The following is a 16,525-nucleotide window of genomic DNA, read 5'->3' as shown; positions in this document are numbered from 1 at the left end:
AGCGGTCTATTTCTTTGTTCCCTGCGAGCCCCATCCTATGCTATAATTTAGAGAACATACATTCGTGAATAACTTTATGTAATAGTCCCCAGTAAATTGACACCACCCCCTATGTCCTTTAGACTTATTCTGTTAAGCTATTTTCATAAAATAGATGGAGGAACTCCCGTGGAACAACGATTCATGCCGTGGAGGCACATGTTTAAATTGGATCCAGATCGAAGCATTAGTGATGAGGCGCTGGACAAGATCTGCATGTCTGGAACAGACGCGATTCTGGTAGGAGGCTCGTCCGGTGTGACGTTCGATAATACGGTAGATTTACTCTCGCGAATCCGGCAATACGAAGTGCCTTGCGTACTTGAAGTATCCAATCCGGATGCGGCGGTGCCGGGGTTCGACCATTATTTGATACCGATGGTACTCAACACGAGCAACCCCGATTGGTTGATCGGACATCAGCAGCGTGCCGTGCGTGAGTTCGGCAGCATGCTGCCGTGGGAGATTGTTTTCGCTGAAGGTTATATTGTCTTGAATGGCGATGCGACGGCTGCCAAAGTATCGGAGGCCAATGCGAATCTAGCAACATCCGACGTTATCGCCTATGCGCAAGTGGCTGATCGCTTGATGCGGTTGCCGTTTATTTATATCGAATATAGTGGCATGTTCGGCGATATGGAGCTCGTTCGAAGCGTGCGACAAAAGCTTCATCAAGCACAACTTATTTATGGCGGTGGGATTACGAATCTCGAACAAGCCCGTCTGGCGGCAGCATCCGCTGATACCATTGTTGTTGGCAATATTTTATATGATCAATTGGAACAAGCCTTGCTTACTGTACAAGCGGTAAGAGAGATACAGGAATAGAAGATAGGGAGGGAGCATGTACTTATGCATGAATCCATGAATATATATGATGCGGTTGCCCGCCTGAATCCAGAGCAGCGCAAAGCCGTTGAAGCAACCGAAGGCCCACTCCTCATTATGGCCGGCGCAGGGAGTGGTAAGACACGTGTGCTAACGCACCGAATCGCATACTTAATTGCTACGCGTAAAGCGCCACCTTGGGCAATTCTAGCGATTACCTTTACGAACAAAGCAGCGCGGGAGATGCAGGAACGGGTATCGAAGCTCGTGGGTCCCGATGGGCGCGACATCTGGGTATCGACGTTCCACTCGATGTGCGTACGTATTTTGCGCAAAGACATTGAACGGATCGGCTTCACCTCGAATTTCTCCATCTTGGATTCGACGGACCAGCTATCGGTCATTCGTAATTGCATGAAGGAATTGAATGTCGACACGAAGAAATTCGAGCCGAAGGCCGTTCAAGCGATGATGAGTACCGCGAAGAATGAACTGATCACACCGCAGCAGTATGAGCAGAAGATCGGCGATTATTTCGAAGGCATTGTTGCCAAAGTATACACCATGTATCAGAAAAGACTCCGCACGAACAACGCGCTCGACTTCGACGATCTGATCATGACGACCATTCAATTGTTCAAAGAAGTTCCAGAAGTACTAGATTTCTATCAGAAAAAATTCAAATATATTCACGTCGATGAGTATCAGGATACGAACCGTGCACAGTACATGCTCTGCAAAATGTTCGCGGATGCGCATCATAATATTTGCGTGGTCGGGGATAGTGACCAGTCGATCTATCGTTGGCGTGGGGCGGACATTTCGAATATCTTGAACTTTGAAGAAGATTATCCGAATGCTCAGTCGATTCTCCTCGAACAGAATTACCGTTCTACAGCGAACATTCTGAACGCGGCGAACGAAGTCATCGGCAACAATACGGGCCGCAAGCCGAAGAAGCTCTGGACCAGCCAAGGCGAAGGCGCGAAGATCACGCATTACCAAGCGGATTCCGAGCATGACGAAGGCTATTTTATTACACGTGAAATTAAGAAGAACTATGATCAAGGCCAACAATATCAGAACCATGCGATCCTCTATCGGACCAATGCGCAGTCCCGGGTCATCGAGGAAATTCTTATTAAATCAGATATTCCGTATCAAATCGTCGGCGGCACGAAGTTCTACGATCGCAAAGAGATCAAGGACATTCTCGCCTACCTGCGACTTATTTCGAACCCGAGCGATGATATCAGCTTGAATCGGATCATTAACGTTCCGAAGCGGGGGATCGGGGATACGACGCTGGCGAAGCTTGATGTGGCTGCTTCATCACGGGATATGTCCATCTATGACACGATCGATAACATGGATGATGTCGATATTGCGGTACGTACCAAGGGAACATTACGGGATTTCCGCACGATGATCGAACAGCTAAATCGCATGCAAGAGTTCCTTTCGGTGACCGAGCTCACGGAGAAAGTGCTCGAAATGACCGAGTACAAGCTGGAACTACAGCGGGAGAATACCTTAGAATCTCGGGCACGTATGGAAAATATCGACGAGTTCCTGTCTGTAACGCAAGAATTCGAGAAGAATAATGAAGATAAGTCCCTGGTTGCCTTTCTAACCGACTTGGCGCTTATTGCAGATATTGATTCACTCGGTGATGATGAAGAGGAAGAAGTCAAGGATGCTGTCGTCCTTATGACGATGCACAGTGCCAAAGGCTTGGAGTTCCCAACGGTCTTTATTATCGGACTTGAGGAAGGGGTATTCCCGCATAGCCGTGCATTTAGTGATAATGAGGAGCTGGAAGAGGAACGCCGTCTTGCTTATGTAGGGATCACACGCGCAGAGAAGCAGCTCTTCTTAACCAGCGCGCGAATGCGTACACTATTTGGACGTACAACGAGCAATGCACCATCCCGATTCTTGAATGAAATCCCAGACGAACTCAAGGAATCGAATGCATCCTCCACGTCGAGAGATCGATTCGGCCGCGATGTATCTTCGTTCGGAACAGGCCTGGGAAGCCGAGGCGGAAGTGGGTTCGGAAATCGGTCCGGGCTAGGCGGCAGCGGAGCGAGTGCAGGCGGATTTGGTCAACGCAGCGGCGGTGTCACAAGCACGAGCGGACGCGTGATGGTCACTTCCTCCATGGATGCTGCGAAGGCGACGGCAAGTGCTGCATCAGGTGGAGCAGGCGGCGGAGCGCAGAGCTTCCAGACTGGAGACAAAGTCGCGCATGGCAAATGGGGAACAGGCGTCATCGTGGCGATCAAAGGAACAGGGAATGATATGGAGCTGCAGATTGCGTTCCCGGCACCGGTAGGCGTGAAGCGTCTACTTGCAGGGTTTGCTCCAATTACGAAAGTATAAATAAGTATAAGTTGAAGGAGAGAAGGAACAAGCGCTGCGAAGTTTCTGCTTCAACTTATACTACCCATAACAAGAAAGGTGGAAGATGCGAGCGTGGCGGATCGTACAGGGATGAATGAAGTTCAAGGGAGTACAGGAACACTCAGTCAGGAGACGGCAGCGCGGATGTCGGAGTTAATTACGCAGCTGAGCCGGTACAACTATGAGTACTATACGTTAGACCAATCTACCGTGAGCGACAAGGAATACGATGCGCTATATGATCAGCTTGTTGCGATGGAGCGGGAGACAGGTGTGATTTTCCCAGAATCCCCAACACAGCGCGTAGGCGGAGAACTACTCAAAGGGTTCTCGGAGCATCGCCATTTGGCAAGACTGTGGAGTCTCGACAAAGCGCAGAATGTCGAGGATGTTCGCACGTGGAATGCACGTGTCATGAAGCTTGTGAACGACTATAATACGAAAAATCCAGACACTCCACTGCCTGAGCCTTCTTATGTGCTGGAGCTGAAGTTTGACGGTCTTACCCTGAACTTGACCTATACGGACGGTAAGCTTGTGCAAGCCTCCACACGAGGGAATGGGGAAGTCGGTGAGGGCATTCTTGCACAAGTGAAGACCATTCGCTCCGTGTCGCTCGCCATTCCTTATCGAGACGGAACCATTGAAGTGCAAGGTGAAGGTATCATGAACTTATCTGTCCTTCACAAGTATAACGAGACCGCAGCAGAACCGCTCAAGAACGCACGTAATGCAGCAGCAGGTGCACTCAGGAACTTGAATCCGAAGACGACAGCTGAACGCAAGCTGAACGCCTTCTTCTATAATGTGGGTTACTCTGATGCGATTAAGTTCGACAATCATCAGGAGATGGTTGGATTCCTACACGAGAACCACTTCAAAGTAAACCCCTATGTGACGTACTTCAATACGATTGAAGCTACGATTGAGGAGCTTGCCAATATTGTGGAACAGCGTGAGCAACTGGACTATCTAATTGATGGAGCGGTTATTAAGCTTACAGATATGCGTACGCGCGAGGCTCTTGGTTATACAGATAAATTCCCGCGTTGGGCGGTTGCCTTCAAGTTCGAGGCGGAAGAGACGACAACCGTGCTAGAGTCGGTATCCTGGGAAGTCGGTCGTACGGGAAAAATAACGCCAGTCGCCCGCGTTGAGGCGGTAGAACTGGCTGGGGTGACGGTGCAGAATTGTACGCTGAATAATATCGGTGACATTGAACGCAAGAACCTCAAGTACGCCCTCGGATCACGCGTCTTTATCCGACGTTCGAATGATGTCATCCCAGAGATTTTGGGTAAAGCAACAGAGGAGAACGATGGGGAAGAAATCCTCTTCCCAACGACATGCCCTGCATGTGGATCCGAGCTTGAACAGCGCGGCGCACATCTATTCTGTAACAATCGGCTTGGCTGCAAACCGCAGCTGATCGGACGGATTACGCACTTCGCATCACGTGATGCGATGGATATCGAGGCATTCAGCGTCATGACAGCGGAACAGCTCTATGACGAGGTCGGCGTTCGTGATCCAGCAGATCTCTACAGTCTGACGTTCGATCAATTGATCGGCTTGGATCGGTTTGGCGAGAAGAAAGCGAATAAGCTGCTTGAAGCGTTAGAGAAGAGCAAGTCATGTGATCTATCCTCGTTCTTATTTGCGCTCGGTATTCCGAATACCGGCAAGACGACTACGAAAGTGTTAGCCGATCATTTCGGCAGCTTGGACAAATTGATGGCTGCTACAGCGGAAGAGCTAATCATGCTTCAAGACGTTGGCGCGATCGTAGCGGACAGCATCGTATCCTTCTTCGCGGATCCACGTATGCAAGAGAGCATTCGCAAGATGCTCGAGCTTGGGGTATCGCCAGCTGCAGCGCCGAGTTCTTCGGAACCGAAGCGGGAGACCGTATTTACAGGCAAAACCGTCGTGCTAACCGGAACGCTCCCTACCCTCAGCCGTGATGAAGCTGCGAAGAAGTTGGAAGCTGTCGGCGCAAAAGTGACAGGCAGCGTCTCGAAGAAGACCGACTTTGTCATTGCCGGTGAGAGTGCGGGCAGTAAGCTGACAAAGGCGCAGCAGCTCGGTATTCGAATCATCGACAGCGAAGAAGAATTATTGCAATTGCTGGGCGAGTAGAACGTCTAAGTTCTACATCATCATCGCCAGCCATTCATCACCGTAACATATAAAAGAGCCCTCGGAACATCCAGCGCATCGATCATTCGCATGTCTGGATAACCCCGAGGGCTTTCGTATTTTCGTTACATTACATTATTTTTCTTAACACCATCGCCCCGTATGCAGCAAGCGGGAACTTTAAGCTCTTACCTGTTGACGTGTAACGTACACCTGTCACCTCATCCTGCCATTCTCCAGCAGGTAGCGCAAATGTCATGGTACGTGCCCGTTTGCTCACATTCATTAGGATTGTGAACGTGCTGTCTGCATCCTGACGTTCATAAGCAATGCGCGAATCGCCTTCCTTCGCATAGAGGAAGCGGAAAGCGCCACTGCGTAGTGCGCTATATTGATGGCGCAGCGCAATCGTCCGTTGATAGAATTCAAGCAAGTCCATATCGTATTCTGCTTCATCCCAAGGCATACATTTCCGGCAATCCGGATCATGGGAGCCCGTCAAGCCGATCTCATCGCCATAATAGATACACGGCGTACCGAGGAACGTAAGCTGGAAGAGGGCAGAGAGCTTCATTTTCCGAACATCGCCCTTACATAATGTTAATAAGCGTTCCGTGTCATGGCTGTCGAGCAAGTTGAATGTAACTTCATTCGCTTGATGCGGGTAACGGAACAACTGCCCGTACATTTTGCCGGCGAACTGTGCTCCGTCAGTGCTCTCGTTCACGAAGAAGTCGAGTACAGCGCCCGTGAACGGATAGTTCATCAGCGCATCGAATTGGTCGCCTTGCAGCCACATCATGCCTTCGTGGAACAATTCACCTAAAATATAAGCTTCAGGATTAACGCTCTTAACAACCTTACGGAATTCACGCCAGAATGCATGGTCAACCTCATTGGCTACATCAAGGCGCCAGCCATCAATACCAACTTCGTCAATCCAGTATTTTGCGACATCGAGCAAATACTTCTTCACTTCCGGATGCTCTGTGTTGAGCTTCGGCATTTTCGGTTCGAAAGCGAACGTCTCATACGTCGGGACGCCTTCCACAACCGTTAGTGGATATTCGCGCACATAGAACCAGTCTGCATAAGGGGAATCAGCTCCTTTTTCGACTACATCAAGGAATGGAGCGAAAGTTCGTCCACTGTGGTTAAATACTGCATCGAGCAATACGCGAATCCCGCGAGCATGGCATTGCTGTACCAATTCCTTCAGTGTCTCATTCGTACCGAAATGCGGATCCACCTTCATGTAATCCTGTGTATCATACTTATGGTTCGTCGTTGCTTCGAAGACCGGCGTGAAGTAGATCGCATTCACACCTAGCTTTTGAATATAATCCAGATGATCGATGACACCTTGCAGATCCCCGCCGAAGAAATTACTCGGTGTCGGTTTACCGCCCCAAGGCTCCACACCTTCAGGATCATTGGAAGGATCACCGTTTGCGAACCGTTCCGGGAAGATTTGATAGAATACCGCATCTTTCACCCAGGCAGGGGGAGCGAACACATCCACCGGATTCAAGAATGGAAATTCAAAGTTGCCCAGATGGCCTGTTGGTGTTTGCGCGCCAAGTGAACGTTCTGTCAGCCAGATTGTTTCTTTTCCTTGATGCAGCTTGAAGCCATAGCTGAGGCGGCGATATTTCGGCTGCACTTCGGCCTGCCAGTAATCGAATAATTCATCGTGTCCTACAATACGCATGTCCTTCGTCATCATTTGATCCCAAGGCAAATATTTGTCTCCATAGACGACTTCAGCGCGGTCCACATCATTTCGTTTGGTGCGAATACGTAAATGGATTGTTGTCTCATCGTATGCGTAGGCCCAGTTCTGTTTGGGCCGGTGGTAAATCGCTTCGAGTAACATGATTAGATCAAGCTCCTTCATCAATTCATCTTATATAACGCAAATAAGCTATCGCGCCGATTTTGTTCGGCGCGAAGCTTACTTCACAAACAATTATTTCAGTATAACGGTGCTGTATGGCGGCAATTCGAGGGAAGTACCCTCCAACACGGCGCCTTCTTTACTTTTCAAAGCTAACGTCTTATAGGCATCATCTTGCAGCACGACCGTTTGAACCTCTTTGGATAGATTATGAACGACGAGAACTTTAGCCTGAATAGTCAAACGTTGATAAGCGAGAACACTCGTATTTTCGAATTTGTAGGAAGCAATTCCGCCATCATGAAGTGCAGGTTCAGCGTTCCGCCATTGAATTAGCTTCTTATAGTGATTGTACAATGACTCGGTATCTTTCTCTTGCTCGGCGACACCTTGTTTCATGTTTTTATTATAGACGAAAGGCTCCCATTTGGTCTGTCCTTCTGCACCTCCCGAAGTAGCAGCGGACCACACCATCGGTTCACGAATTTGCTCATCCGGCTTCATGCCGAGCATGCCGATTTCTTCGCCATAATAGAGGAATGGATTGCCTGGCAGCGTGAGTAGGATCGAGGCTGCCATCTTGGCATGATCCGGATTGCCCTTTACTTCAGACATCGTTCGATTCATATCATGATTCGTTAAGAAAGGAACATCGACGAATTTACCGTCGGAGTTTTTGGCATAGAAGCCATAGATTCGTTCCAGGTTAAAAGCAATATCCGTCGCTTTTTCCGAGTTTACTGTGGATAGGATCGTCTTCGATAGATCGAAGTTGAAGCAAGAGTCTAATGCTTGCGCTAGGAAAGGACCAATCTTCGCAGTGGAATCCCATACCTCACCTACGAGATAGGCTCCAGGATGAACTTCCTCGATTCCTTTACGGAATTCTTGCCACCACGCCTGATTTTTCTCCTTTGTCGCAGGAAGATTTCCTTGCGATTTGAAATCTTCATAGATATGCTTCGCAGCATCGAGGCGGAAGCCATCCACGCCTTGCTTCAGCCAGTATTGACCGACTTTAATCATCTCTTTGCGTACGTCAGGATAATCGAAATTCAGATCCGGCATCCCTTCCCAGAAGATCCCGAGATAATGATCATCGCCGGACTTATGCCAAGGTTGTGCACCGGTTGCTCCATCCGAGGCTAGCGTCTGATCGGGTTTTGACCAGGTATACCAATCGCGATAAGGGCTGTTCTTGTCAGAGGCGGCAGCTTTGAACCAAGGATGCTCGCTACTCGTATGATTGACGACCAGATCCATAATGACCTTGATGCCGCGTTTGTGCGCTTCATCTAACAATTTTTTGAAATCATCCATCGTGCCATACTGCGATTGAATGCCGTAATAATCAGTTACATCATAGCCGTGATAGCTAGGGGAGGGGTTAATCGGCATCAACCAGATGCCGCCAATCCCGAGTTCTTTCAAGTAATCCAGCTTGGCTGTCACACCATTCAGATCCCCGATCCCATCCCCATTCGTATCATAGAAGCTTCGAACGAAAATCTCATAATAGACCGTTGAAGGCTGCTCATCGATTTCGGTAGCAGCTGTCTGCACGGAAGTTGTCTTAACCGTTGCAGCTTCTTTTCCAGCATCCTCAGCAGCTTTTCCCGATCCACTATCACTCGTACAACCTGACGCAACCACCAACATGAGGATGAATACAGCCATTCCACTTCGAATCCACCATTTTGACCGAATCAATCGATGTTTTTTCACCGGATTCATCATCCTTTACTTGCCCCTGATGTTAAGCCTTCCACCAAGAAGCGTTGCGTGAACGCGAATAGAATCGTAATTGGCACAGCGACCAGAACGGCCCCAGCTGCGAAGAGCGTAAATGCTGTGCTCGAGTAAGAATCGACGAGATTGAATAGACCCACCGCTAGTGTCCATTGATCACGAGAACGCAGAATCAATCCTGCGAAGATGAAGTCCATCCAGGCTCCTGTAAATGTCATCAAGGAAATATACGTAATAATCGGTTTCGATAGTGGCAGAATGATCTTCGTAAATACTTGCCAGTGATTCGCACCATCGATGGTAGCAGCTTCTTCCAAGCTTCTCGGGATCGTATCGAAGAACCCTTTTGCAACGAATAGTCCAAGAGCTGCTCCTGCGGAGTACACGATGATCAGCGCCCATGGTGTATCGAGCAAGTTCAGCTGTACGAGGAATATATAAATCGCCATCATACTCATAAATCCAGGGAACATTCCTAGGACGAGCACGGTGGATAAGAGCGTCTTGCGCCCCTTGAACCGAAATCTAGACACGGCATAAGCCGTTAAGAGTTGAATTAATGTACCGATAATCATACTCATTGTAGCGATTTTAAGTGTGTTCCAATACCATTTCACATAAGGAACCTGTTTGCCCGCGATATTCTCGGGATGGAACAAATCCGAATAATGCTTCAGCGTGAAATGCTTTGGAAAGAATGTATCACTGAATAGCGAATCGCCCGCTCTGAACGAGGACATGATCGTCCACAACGCCGGATAGACGGAGGCAATCCCGATCAGGATTAACAATAGATAACTGAAAAATAAGCGTACCGATCGTTTCGTTTTCATTGGATCATATCCTCCTCTCGGTATGATCTTGTTCTTGTATAACTGAAGATAGACACCGATGCAATGATCAAGAAGATCAGAATACCTACGGCGGATGCGACATTATATTTATTGTTTTCGAGCGTAAGCTTGTAAAGCCAAGTTACGAGTAGGTCGGTTTTCCCCGCCATATTGTAATCGATGGATGACGGTCCGCCCTTGGTTAACAAGAAAATAACATTAAAGTTATTAATATTACCGGCGAACTGCGTGATCAGAATCGGAGCCGTTGAGAAGAGAACGAACGGCATCGTAATGTTACGGAATTTAATCCATGGTGTGGCACCGTCCACTTCGGCAGCTTCATAGAGATCTTTTGGAATGGAAGTTAGAATCCCCATAACAAGAACCATTGTGACGGGAATCCCGATCCACATATTAACGACAATGACGGATACTTTGGCCCAGAACGGATCACTTAGCCATGGAAGTCCATCAAGTCCGAGGTAACGGAAATATTGGTTAATCGGTCCGAATTTATCATTTAACATGTTGCGCATGACGAGTAGCGAGACGAATTGTGGAATGGCATAAGGGATAATGAACAGTGTTCTCCATAATCCTTTGAGCTTAATGCCTTGTTGGTTAATGAGCAGTGCAACCAGAATTCCGCCAAAATAACAAGTAACCGTCGCCAATATAGCCCAGATAATTGTCCAAGTTAGTACGCCGAAGAACGTATCGCTCCAGACGTTTAAGGTGAATAAATCCCTGAAAGTCTGCAGACCGACCCAATCCACTAAGTTTTTAGGCGGGAGATGTTCAGGTGCAGAATAGTTGGTGAAAGCCATGAAAATCATAAACAAAATCGGCATAATCGTAAAGAAAAGAACGCCGAGAATTGGAATAGCTAAGATCAACCATGGGAAATTGTTATGCACGCCATGTCTGATCGAATCGATAAACGTTTTGGTTGGGAGCCCTTGCTCTCGCAAGCGTCCATTCGCAACCGCATCACGTACATTCATAACATAGATGAAGACGTAAAGTAGAACCACCATCATGGATAGTAGCCCATAAATCATCATGAAGATCGAGTGATCCCCAGGTATGTTTTTATATATTTTTCCGACTTTAACTAAGTGTTGCCCTTGCTCTCCTAGAGTAAAGAAGCCTGCAATATGGTTGCTAAGTACGGTTGTAATTAAGGTAATGCCAGTGATATGAGCGAGTAAGAATAACACGCCCTTGGTCCATTGACGATTATACAGCTGTCCCAATCCCATACTGAGAACAGATAACCAACCAGCTGTTCTAGCATATCGATTCAATGTGATCAATCCCTTCCATGAGCAGTGTCACCCGCCGATGGACGGCGGGTGAGTGATTTAGACCGATATGAGTGTGTCAAGCTGAGCAATTATTTGCTGGATGCGATACTGTCTTTCATTTTCTTAACCATGTCGTCTAAGGCAACTTTCGGATCTACACCATCGTTCCAGATCGAAGTGAAGGTTGCTTCGTGCACGCTCCAGAAAGCATTCATTTGTTGAATCTTAGGCATTGGTACAGAGTTTTCGAACTGTTTCAAGAATACAGAAGCGAATGGATCGTTTTTGATTTTGTCGTTTTCAGCTGCTTTTTTGTTCGATGGCAAGTTGCCGAGTAATTCGAAGTCTTTAATTTGGAACTCTTCCGATGTGATCAAGTGTGCGAATAATTTAGCAGCATTCGGATATTTCGTGTTTGCATTAACCAAGAATGCTTTAACGCCGGAGAATGGTTTCATTGGGTTGCCGTTTGGCAGTGTTGGGTACTCCATCACGCCAAGGTTCTTAACAGCTTCTTTCAGGGAAATCGTATCCCATGGACCGCTAACGTTCATTGCCAATTTACCTTCGGTGAACAAGCTTTTCTTGATGTCGGAAGTGATATCAGCTGTTTTAAGCGGTAGAACGGAATTTTTCAAGGATTGGTAGAACTTCATTGCTTCTACGCCGCCTTCGTTGTTCAGACCGATATCGGATGGATCGGAACCGTCTTTACCGAATACATAAGCGCCATATCCGCCGAGGAAGCCGAAGTTCCAATAACCGTTCCCGTTTTCCCACATGTAAGCATATTTTTGTTTTTTCGGGTCATTGAACGTTTTTGCGAACTTGATGACATCGTCCCAAGTTTTTGGTGCCTCAGGAACAAGATCTTTGTTGTAGAATACCGCTGTTGTCTCAACGGAGTTTGGATATCCGTAGAGGATGTTATCAATCGTGAGAGCTTCGATTGCTTTATCGCTGTTATTTGCTTTTGTTTCTTCTTCATGATAATCGTTCGGCAGAATAATACCGGATTGCACAGCACTTCCGATGCGATCATGAACCGCTAGGAACACGTCAGCGCCAACGCCAGCAGGGCCGTCTGTTGTCATACGTTCAATCGATTTATCAGGTCCAACTTCTTGGAATTCTACATCAATGCCGTATTTTTCTTTGAATGCTTTAGCTGCTTCGTCGACGAGTACTTTCTCTGTACCACTGCTCCATACCACTAATTTTGCGCCAGGCTCTGGCAAGAATTCTTCTTCTGTTGCTGCAGCCTCTTCCGTTTTTGTGGTAGGTTGTTGCGTGCTTTCTGTTGTGGACTCCTTCGCTTTCCCGCCGCATGCTGAGATTGCGAGTACCATCGTCAAAGTCAACATGAGAACCAACATTTTTTTCATTGTGAGTACCCCTCCAATTGGTATGATACATATCTAGTTCTTATGAAAAGCGTTTGTGTGCAAACGTTTGTACAAAATGCGAAAAAAAATAGCGGTTTGATCCGTTTGTACGACGACTGAAAACGCTTTTATATGCCCTATGATACACAACACCTGAAATTTGGTAAACCGTTTGCACAATCGTTTTTGCTTGGAAAATAGGGGGTTAACTTCTTAATTCTTTGATTTTCTTCGATTTTCTAACTCATTTATGAATTAGGAGAGAATGCCATTTTAGCTTGGATGTGAGTTCATTCTGTTTACATGCACGTTAATTTGCGCTAACATTATGCATAGATTAATTCAAACGATTGCACAAAGTGGAGGGCATTATGGCAGTTACTATCAAAGATGTTGCCAAGAAAGCTGGCGTTTCTCCTTCAACTGTATCTCGCGTCTTGTCGAATCATCCCCGAATCAGTAAAGAGACGGCGTTGAAAGTGAAAGGTATTATGAATGAGATGGGCTATCATTCGAATATGATGGCCCGTAGTCTTGTCTCGAATAAAACATATACATTAGGCATGATCCTGCCGCGTCCTGCTGAGGAACTGTTCCAGAATCATTTCTTTGCAGAGAACATACGTGGGATTACAACACAAGCTTCTCGGAATGGGTACGATGTATTGATGACAACGGGTTCTAGCGAGAGTGACGAAATGGAAGCGATTACGCGTTTGGTGAAGGGCCGCAGGGTGGACGGCATCATCTTGCTTCAATCTCGCAAATTCGATCCGATCATTGCCTTCTTGCAAGAGCAGCAGTTTCCGTTTGTACTCATTGGACGGTTTGAAGATGATCCAACGGTGCTCTGTGTCGATAATGATAATATTCAAGCTGCATTTGACGCAACCAGTCATTTAATTGCGCAAGGACATACTCGGATCGGGTTCGTCAGCGGACCGCCGTCATTATCGGTTTCTCAAGATCGTCTTCAAGGCTACAAACATGCGCTAATTGAAAACCAACTGGACATGAAGCCGGAGTGGATCGTCGAAGGGGAATTCCTGCAGGAGAGCGGTTATCGGGCGATGTCATTTTTCATGAGCTTGCCTGAACGTCCAACAGCACTTGTCGTGATTGATGATGTGGTCTCTTTCGGTATTATGCGCGGCCTAACGGAGCTGGGGTACAGTGTACCTGAAGATTTGAATATCATTGGATTTAATAACATCTCGCTTACCGAATTATCGACACCGCCGCTATCAAGTATTGATATCGGTATCTACCAACTGGGTTATATGGCTTCACAACTATTAATTAAGCGAATCCAGGGAGAGACCCTATCCCAAGCGAGAACAATCGTTCCGCATCGACTGATGATTCGCGAATCATCCCTCTATACGAAATCGAAAAGGAGTTGAATAGGTTGACGACACATTTAGAACGTAAACCTTATCTTGTTGATGCTGTCATCGGAAATTCGAAATTTCTTGCTTCTCTAACTCGGACTGGACGTTTGGTACGCTTATGGTGGCCGAACGTCGGGTTTCTGCAGCACGTGGATATGATCCGCACAGGTATTCGAATGGAGGGTGCGCAGACATCGTGGTTTGATAGCGCGGAGCAAGAATATGGCTGGCAGCATGAAGCAGCTTATGTACCGCGTTCGAATCTATATCGCGTGAATGCACATTCTAGTCAATGTCCTATTGAAGTTGAAAAGGTCTCATTTGCCGTTCCGGGCCAAGATTTACTCGTATTCCATTATCAATTTACGAACCGAAGCGAGCAGCCAGCAACATTTCATTTTGTTCATTATACGTCCATGACCGTATCGGAAAGTCCTTATTATCATACGACGCAGTTCGATGTGGAAGCGGATGCGCTCGTTCATTTCAGGCATCGTTATTTTTTTATGGCTTCGAGTGCAAACGTATGCACAAAGTTCCAAGCTGCGAACGCTTGGGATAACGCGAACCATGGAGCTCTTGATGGAAGCCGGATTCAAATGGCGTCGGATGGTGCGATGGAATGGACTTTTGCGAATATCGCGCCAGGCGAGACCGTGTCACTTCCAGTTTATATCACAGCAGGTCACACAAAAGATGAAGCAAAAAGTGTCATGCATCAAGCGAAGGAACGCGCCGTAGAAGCTTGGACAGCAGAAACGGCCCAATATTGGAGCGATTTCCTGAAATCCGCTAAACCTTGCCCGATGGAGGATGAGCGAATTACTGCACTCTACGAGCGATCACTGCTTGCGATGAAGCTGATGACGGATGAAGAGACAGGCAGCATTATCGCTGCACCTGAATTCGATGAACATTTCGCGCAGTGTGGTGGGTATGCCTATTGTTGGGGTAGAGATGCAGCCTTCATTACGACGGCACTCGACCGTGCGGGATTAACCGATCTATCAGATCGCTTCTACTTATGGACGTTAACGGCACAAGATCCGGATGGTGCATGGCAGCAGCGTCATTATCATGATGGCGCATTGGCTCCTTCTTGGGGCATTCAATTAGATGAAGGAGCATCCATTCTATGGGGGATGTATCAGCACTTATTGTTCCTTTCGGAGCAGGAGCAAACACGTTTCCTTCATCAAATATGGCCAGCGGTCGAAGTGGGGGCGAATTTCTTAACGAAGCAAATCGATGCCGAGACTGGACTGCCACGTGCAAGCCGGGATTTATGGGAAGAGCGGGATGGCCAGCATACGTATTCCGCAGCAGCGGTATATGCTGGACTTGATGCAGCGGCATCTTTGGCTGACCTAGCAGGAAATGCTGAATTGTCGAACACTTGGCGTACTGCTGCACAAGGCATTGCCCAGTCCATTACCGATCGCTGTTGGAATGCATCGCAAAGCGTCTTTTACCGCGGGTTGAAGCTTGAGGTAAATGAGGCTGCTTATCGTCAAGCGCAGGAACAAGGAATTCCGTCTGCTATTCAGACGCGTGAAAAAGGTTACCCAGTCTACCAATTGGAGTACGACCCAATCGTCGATGTAAGTTTACTCGGTATTTCCGTTCCATTTGGCGTCGTGCCGGCATCGCATCCCTATGCGGTACAGACTGCGGATACGATTGAACGTGCGTTGACATCTCCGAGCGTTGGTGGAATTAAGCGTTATGAGAATGATCAGTATATTGGAGGCAACCCTTGGATTCTTACGACGCTATGGCTTGCGCAATACCGCGTGATGAATGGGCAGAAGGAAGCTGCAATGGAATTGCTGCAGTGGGCTGTGGATCATCAGACAGAGATGGGATTACTGCCAGAGCAAGTGGATCGTCATTCGGGTGACACGGCGTGGGTTGTTCCGTTGACATGGTCGCATGCGATGTTTATTTTGGCGGTACACATGCTCTCTGAGACAGAATAATGATTAATCTCTATATATAGAAGATAACAGTAAATAGCATCAAGGATATCACTGAATTTGATTCATGATATCTTGGTGCTTTTTTATGAGGTATTTTGAGGTGAAATATTAATTTTGAAAAAAAGCTTGCATCTTCGTGTCGAATCATGGTATATTACTTCTTGCCGCTTCGGACAATAACTTTTTTGAAAGTAACAACAAGAAAAAAGATGTTGACAAGCGTCGAAATAAATGGTATTATGAAATTCCTGTTCGACACAACATGATAACTTACAACATGATAAAGAACAGATAAGTTCCTTGAAAACTAAACAAATGGATCGCTTAAATTTTTAAAAGAGAACATTGTTCTCGTAAGCAAGTCAGTTTCAAAATGAGCAAGTCAAACACTTTATTGGAGAGTTTGATCCTGGCTCAGGACGAACGCTGGCGGCGTGCCTAATACATGCAAGTCGAGCGGAGTTATTCCTTCGGGGATAACTTAGCGGCGGACGGGTGAGTAACACGTAGGCAACCTGCCTGTAAGATCGGGATAACTACCGGAAACGGTAGCTAAGACCGAATAATCA

The 16,525-nt window shown here is 47.1% G+C and carries 10 protein-coding genes and 1 rRNA gene; 6 read left to right on the top strand and 5 right to left on the bottom strand.

Annotated elements, in window-relative coordinates; all coding sequences use genetic code 11:
- Positions 1–168 precede the first annotated feature (168 nt).
- From pcrB to ligA, 3 genes are all read left to right on the top strand, one after another.
- On the top strand, positions 169–867 hold the full coding sequence (pcrB, locus tag C558_RS0123035) for a heptaprenylglyceryl phosphate synthase (RefSeq protein WP_026264094.1): 699 nt from the start codon (positions 169–171) through the stop codon (positions 865–867).
- Between the two features lie 24 nt (positions 868–891).
- Positions 892–3,252: a DNA helicase PcrA gene (gene pcrA / locus C558_RS0123030; protein ID WP_018758670.1), complete on the top strand. Its 2,361-nt coding sequence runs from the start codon at positions 892–894 to the stop codon at positions 3,250–3,252.
- Positions 3,253–3,363: 111 nt separating this feature from the next.
- Complete coding sequence (gene ligA, locus C558_RS0123025; protein ID WP_051106916.1) at positions 3,364–5,412, top strand: NAD-dependent DNA ligase LigA; 2,049 nt, start codon at positions 3,364–3,366, stop codon at positions 5,410–5,412.
- A 130-nt stretch (positions 5,413–5,542) separates the two neighbouring features.
- On the opposite strand, the gene C558_RS0123020 is transcribed toward ligA, so the two are convergent.
- The 5 genes from C558_RS0123020 to C558_RS0123000 all read right to left on the bottom strand — a co-directional run bounded on the left by C558_RS0123020 (position 5,543) and on the right by C558_RS0123000 (position 12,586).
- Positions 5,543–7,288, bottom strand: coding sequence for an alpha-glycosidase (locus C558_RS0123020; RefSeq protein ID WP_018758668.1), 1,746 nt, complete (start codon positions 7,286–7,288; stop codon positions 5,543–5,545).
- A 93-nt stretch (positions 7,289–7,381) separates the two neighbouring features.
- Positions 7,382–9,043: an alpha-amylase family glycosyl hydrolase gene (locus tag C558_RS0123015; RefSeq protein WP_425413957.1), complete on the bottom strand. Its 1,662-nt coding sequence runs from the start codon at positions 9,041–9,043 to the stop codon at positions 7,382–7,384.
- The gene (locus C558_RS0123010) at positions 9,043–9,891 is read right to left on the bottom strand and encodes a sugar ABC transporter permease (protein ID WP_018758666.1); all 849 of its coding nucleotides are present in this window, start codon (positions 9,889–9,891) and stop codon (positions 9,043–9,045) included. The genes C558_RS0123015 and C558_RS0123010 overlap by 1 nt, the downstream gene beginning before the upstream one ends.
- Positions 9,888–11,201 carry a carbohydrate ABC transporter permease gene (locus C558_RS0123005; protein ID WP_018758665.1) on the bottom strand — a complete coding sequence of 438 codons (1,314 nt, stop codon included), beginning with the start codon at positions 11,199–11,201 and terminating at the stop codon, positions 9,888–9,890. Before C558_RS0123005 ends, C558_RS0123010 begins: the two co-directional genes overlap by 4 nt.
- An 89-nt stretch (positions 11,202–11,290) precedes the next feature.
- Positions 11,291–12,586: a sugar ABC transporter substrate-binding protein gene (locus C558_RS0123000; protein ID WP_018758664.1), complete on the bottom strand. Its 1,296-nt coding sequence runs from the start codon at positions 12,584–12,586 to the stop codon at positions 11,291–11,293.
- Between the two features lie 371 nt (positions 12,587–12,957).
- Between C558_RS0123000 and C558_RS0122995 the strand changes: the two genes are divergently transcribed.
- The 3 genes from C558_RS0122995 to C558_RS0122985 all read left to right on the top strand — a co-directional run.
- On the top strand, positions 12,958–13,989 hold the full coding sequence (locus C558_RS0122995) for a LacI family DNA-binding transcriptional regulator (protein WP_018758663.1): 1,032 nt from the start codon (positions 12,958–12,960) through the stop codon (positions 13,987–13,989).
- 5 nt (positions 13,990–13,994) lie between these two features.
- Complete coding sequence (locus C558_RS0122990; RefSeq protein WP_018758662.1) at positions 13,995–15,956, top strand: glycoside hydrolase family 15 protein; 1,962 nt, start codon at positions 13,995–13,997, stop codon at positions 15,954–15,956.
- A 391-nt stretch (positions 15,957–16,347) separates the two neighbouring features.
- Positions 16,348–16,525 (top strand): 16S ribosomal RNA (locus C558_RS0122985); the annotation flags it as partial.

This window comes from Paenibacillus terrigena DSM 21567 (assembly GCF_000374845.1).
Lineage (GTDB): Bacteria > Bacillota > Bacilli > Paenibacillales > Paenibacillaceae > Paenibacillus_K > Paenibacillus_K terrigena.
The sequence above is the reverse complement of the archived record's forward strand: the minus strand, read 5'-3'. Positions and strand labels throughout refer to the sequence as shown.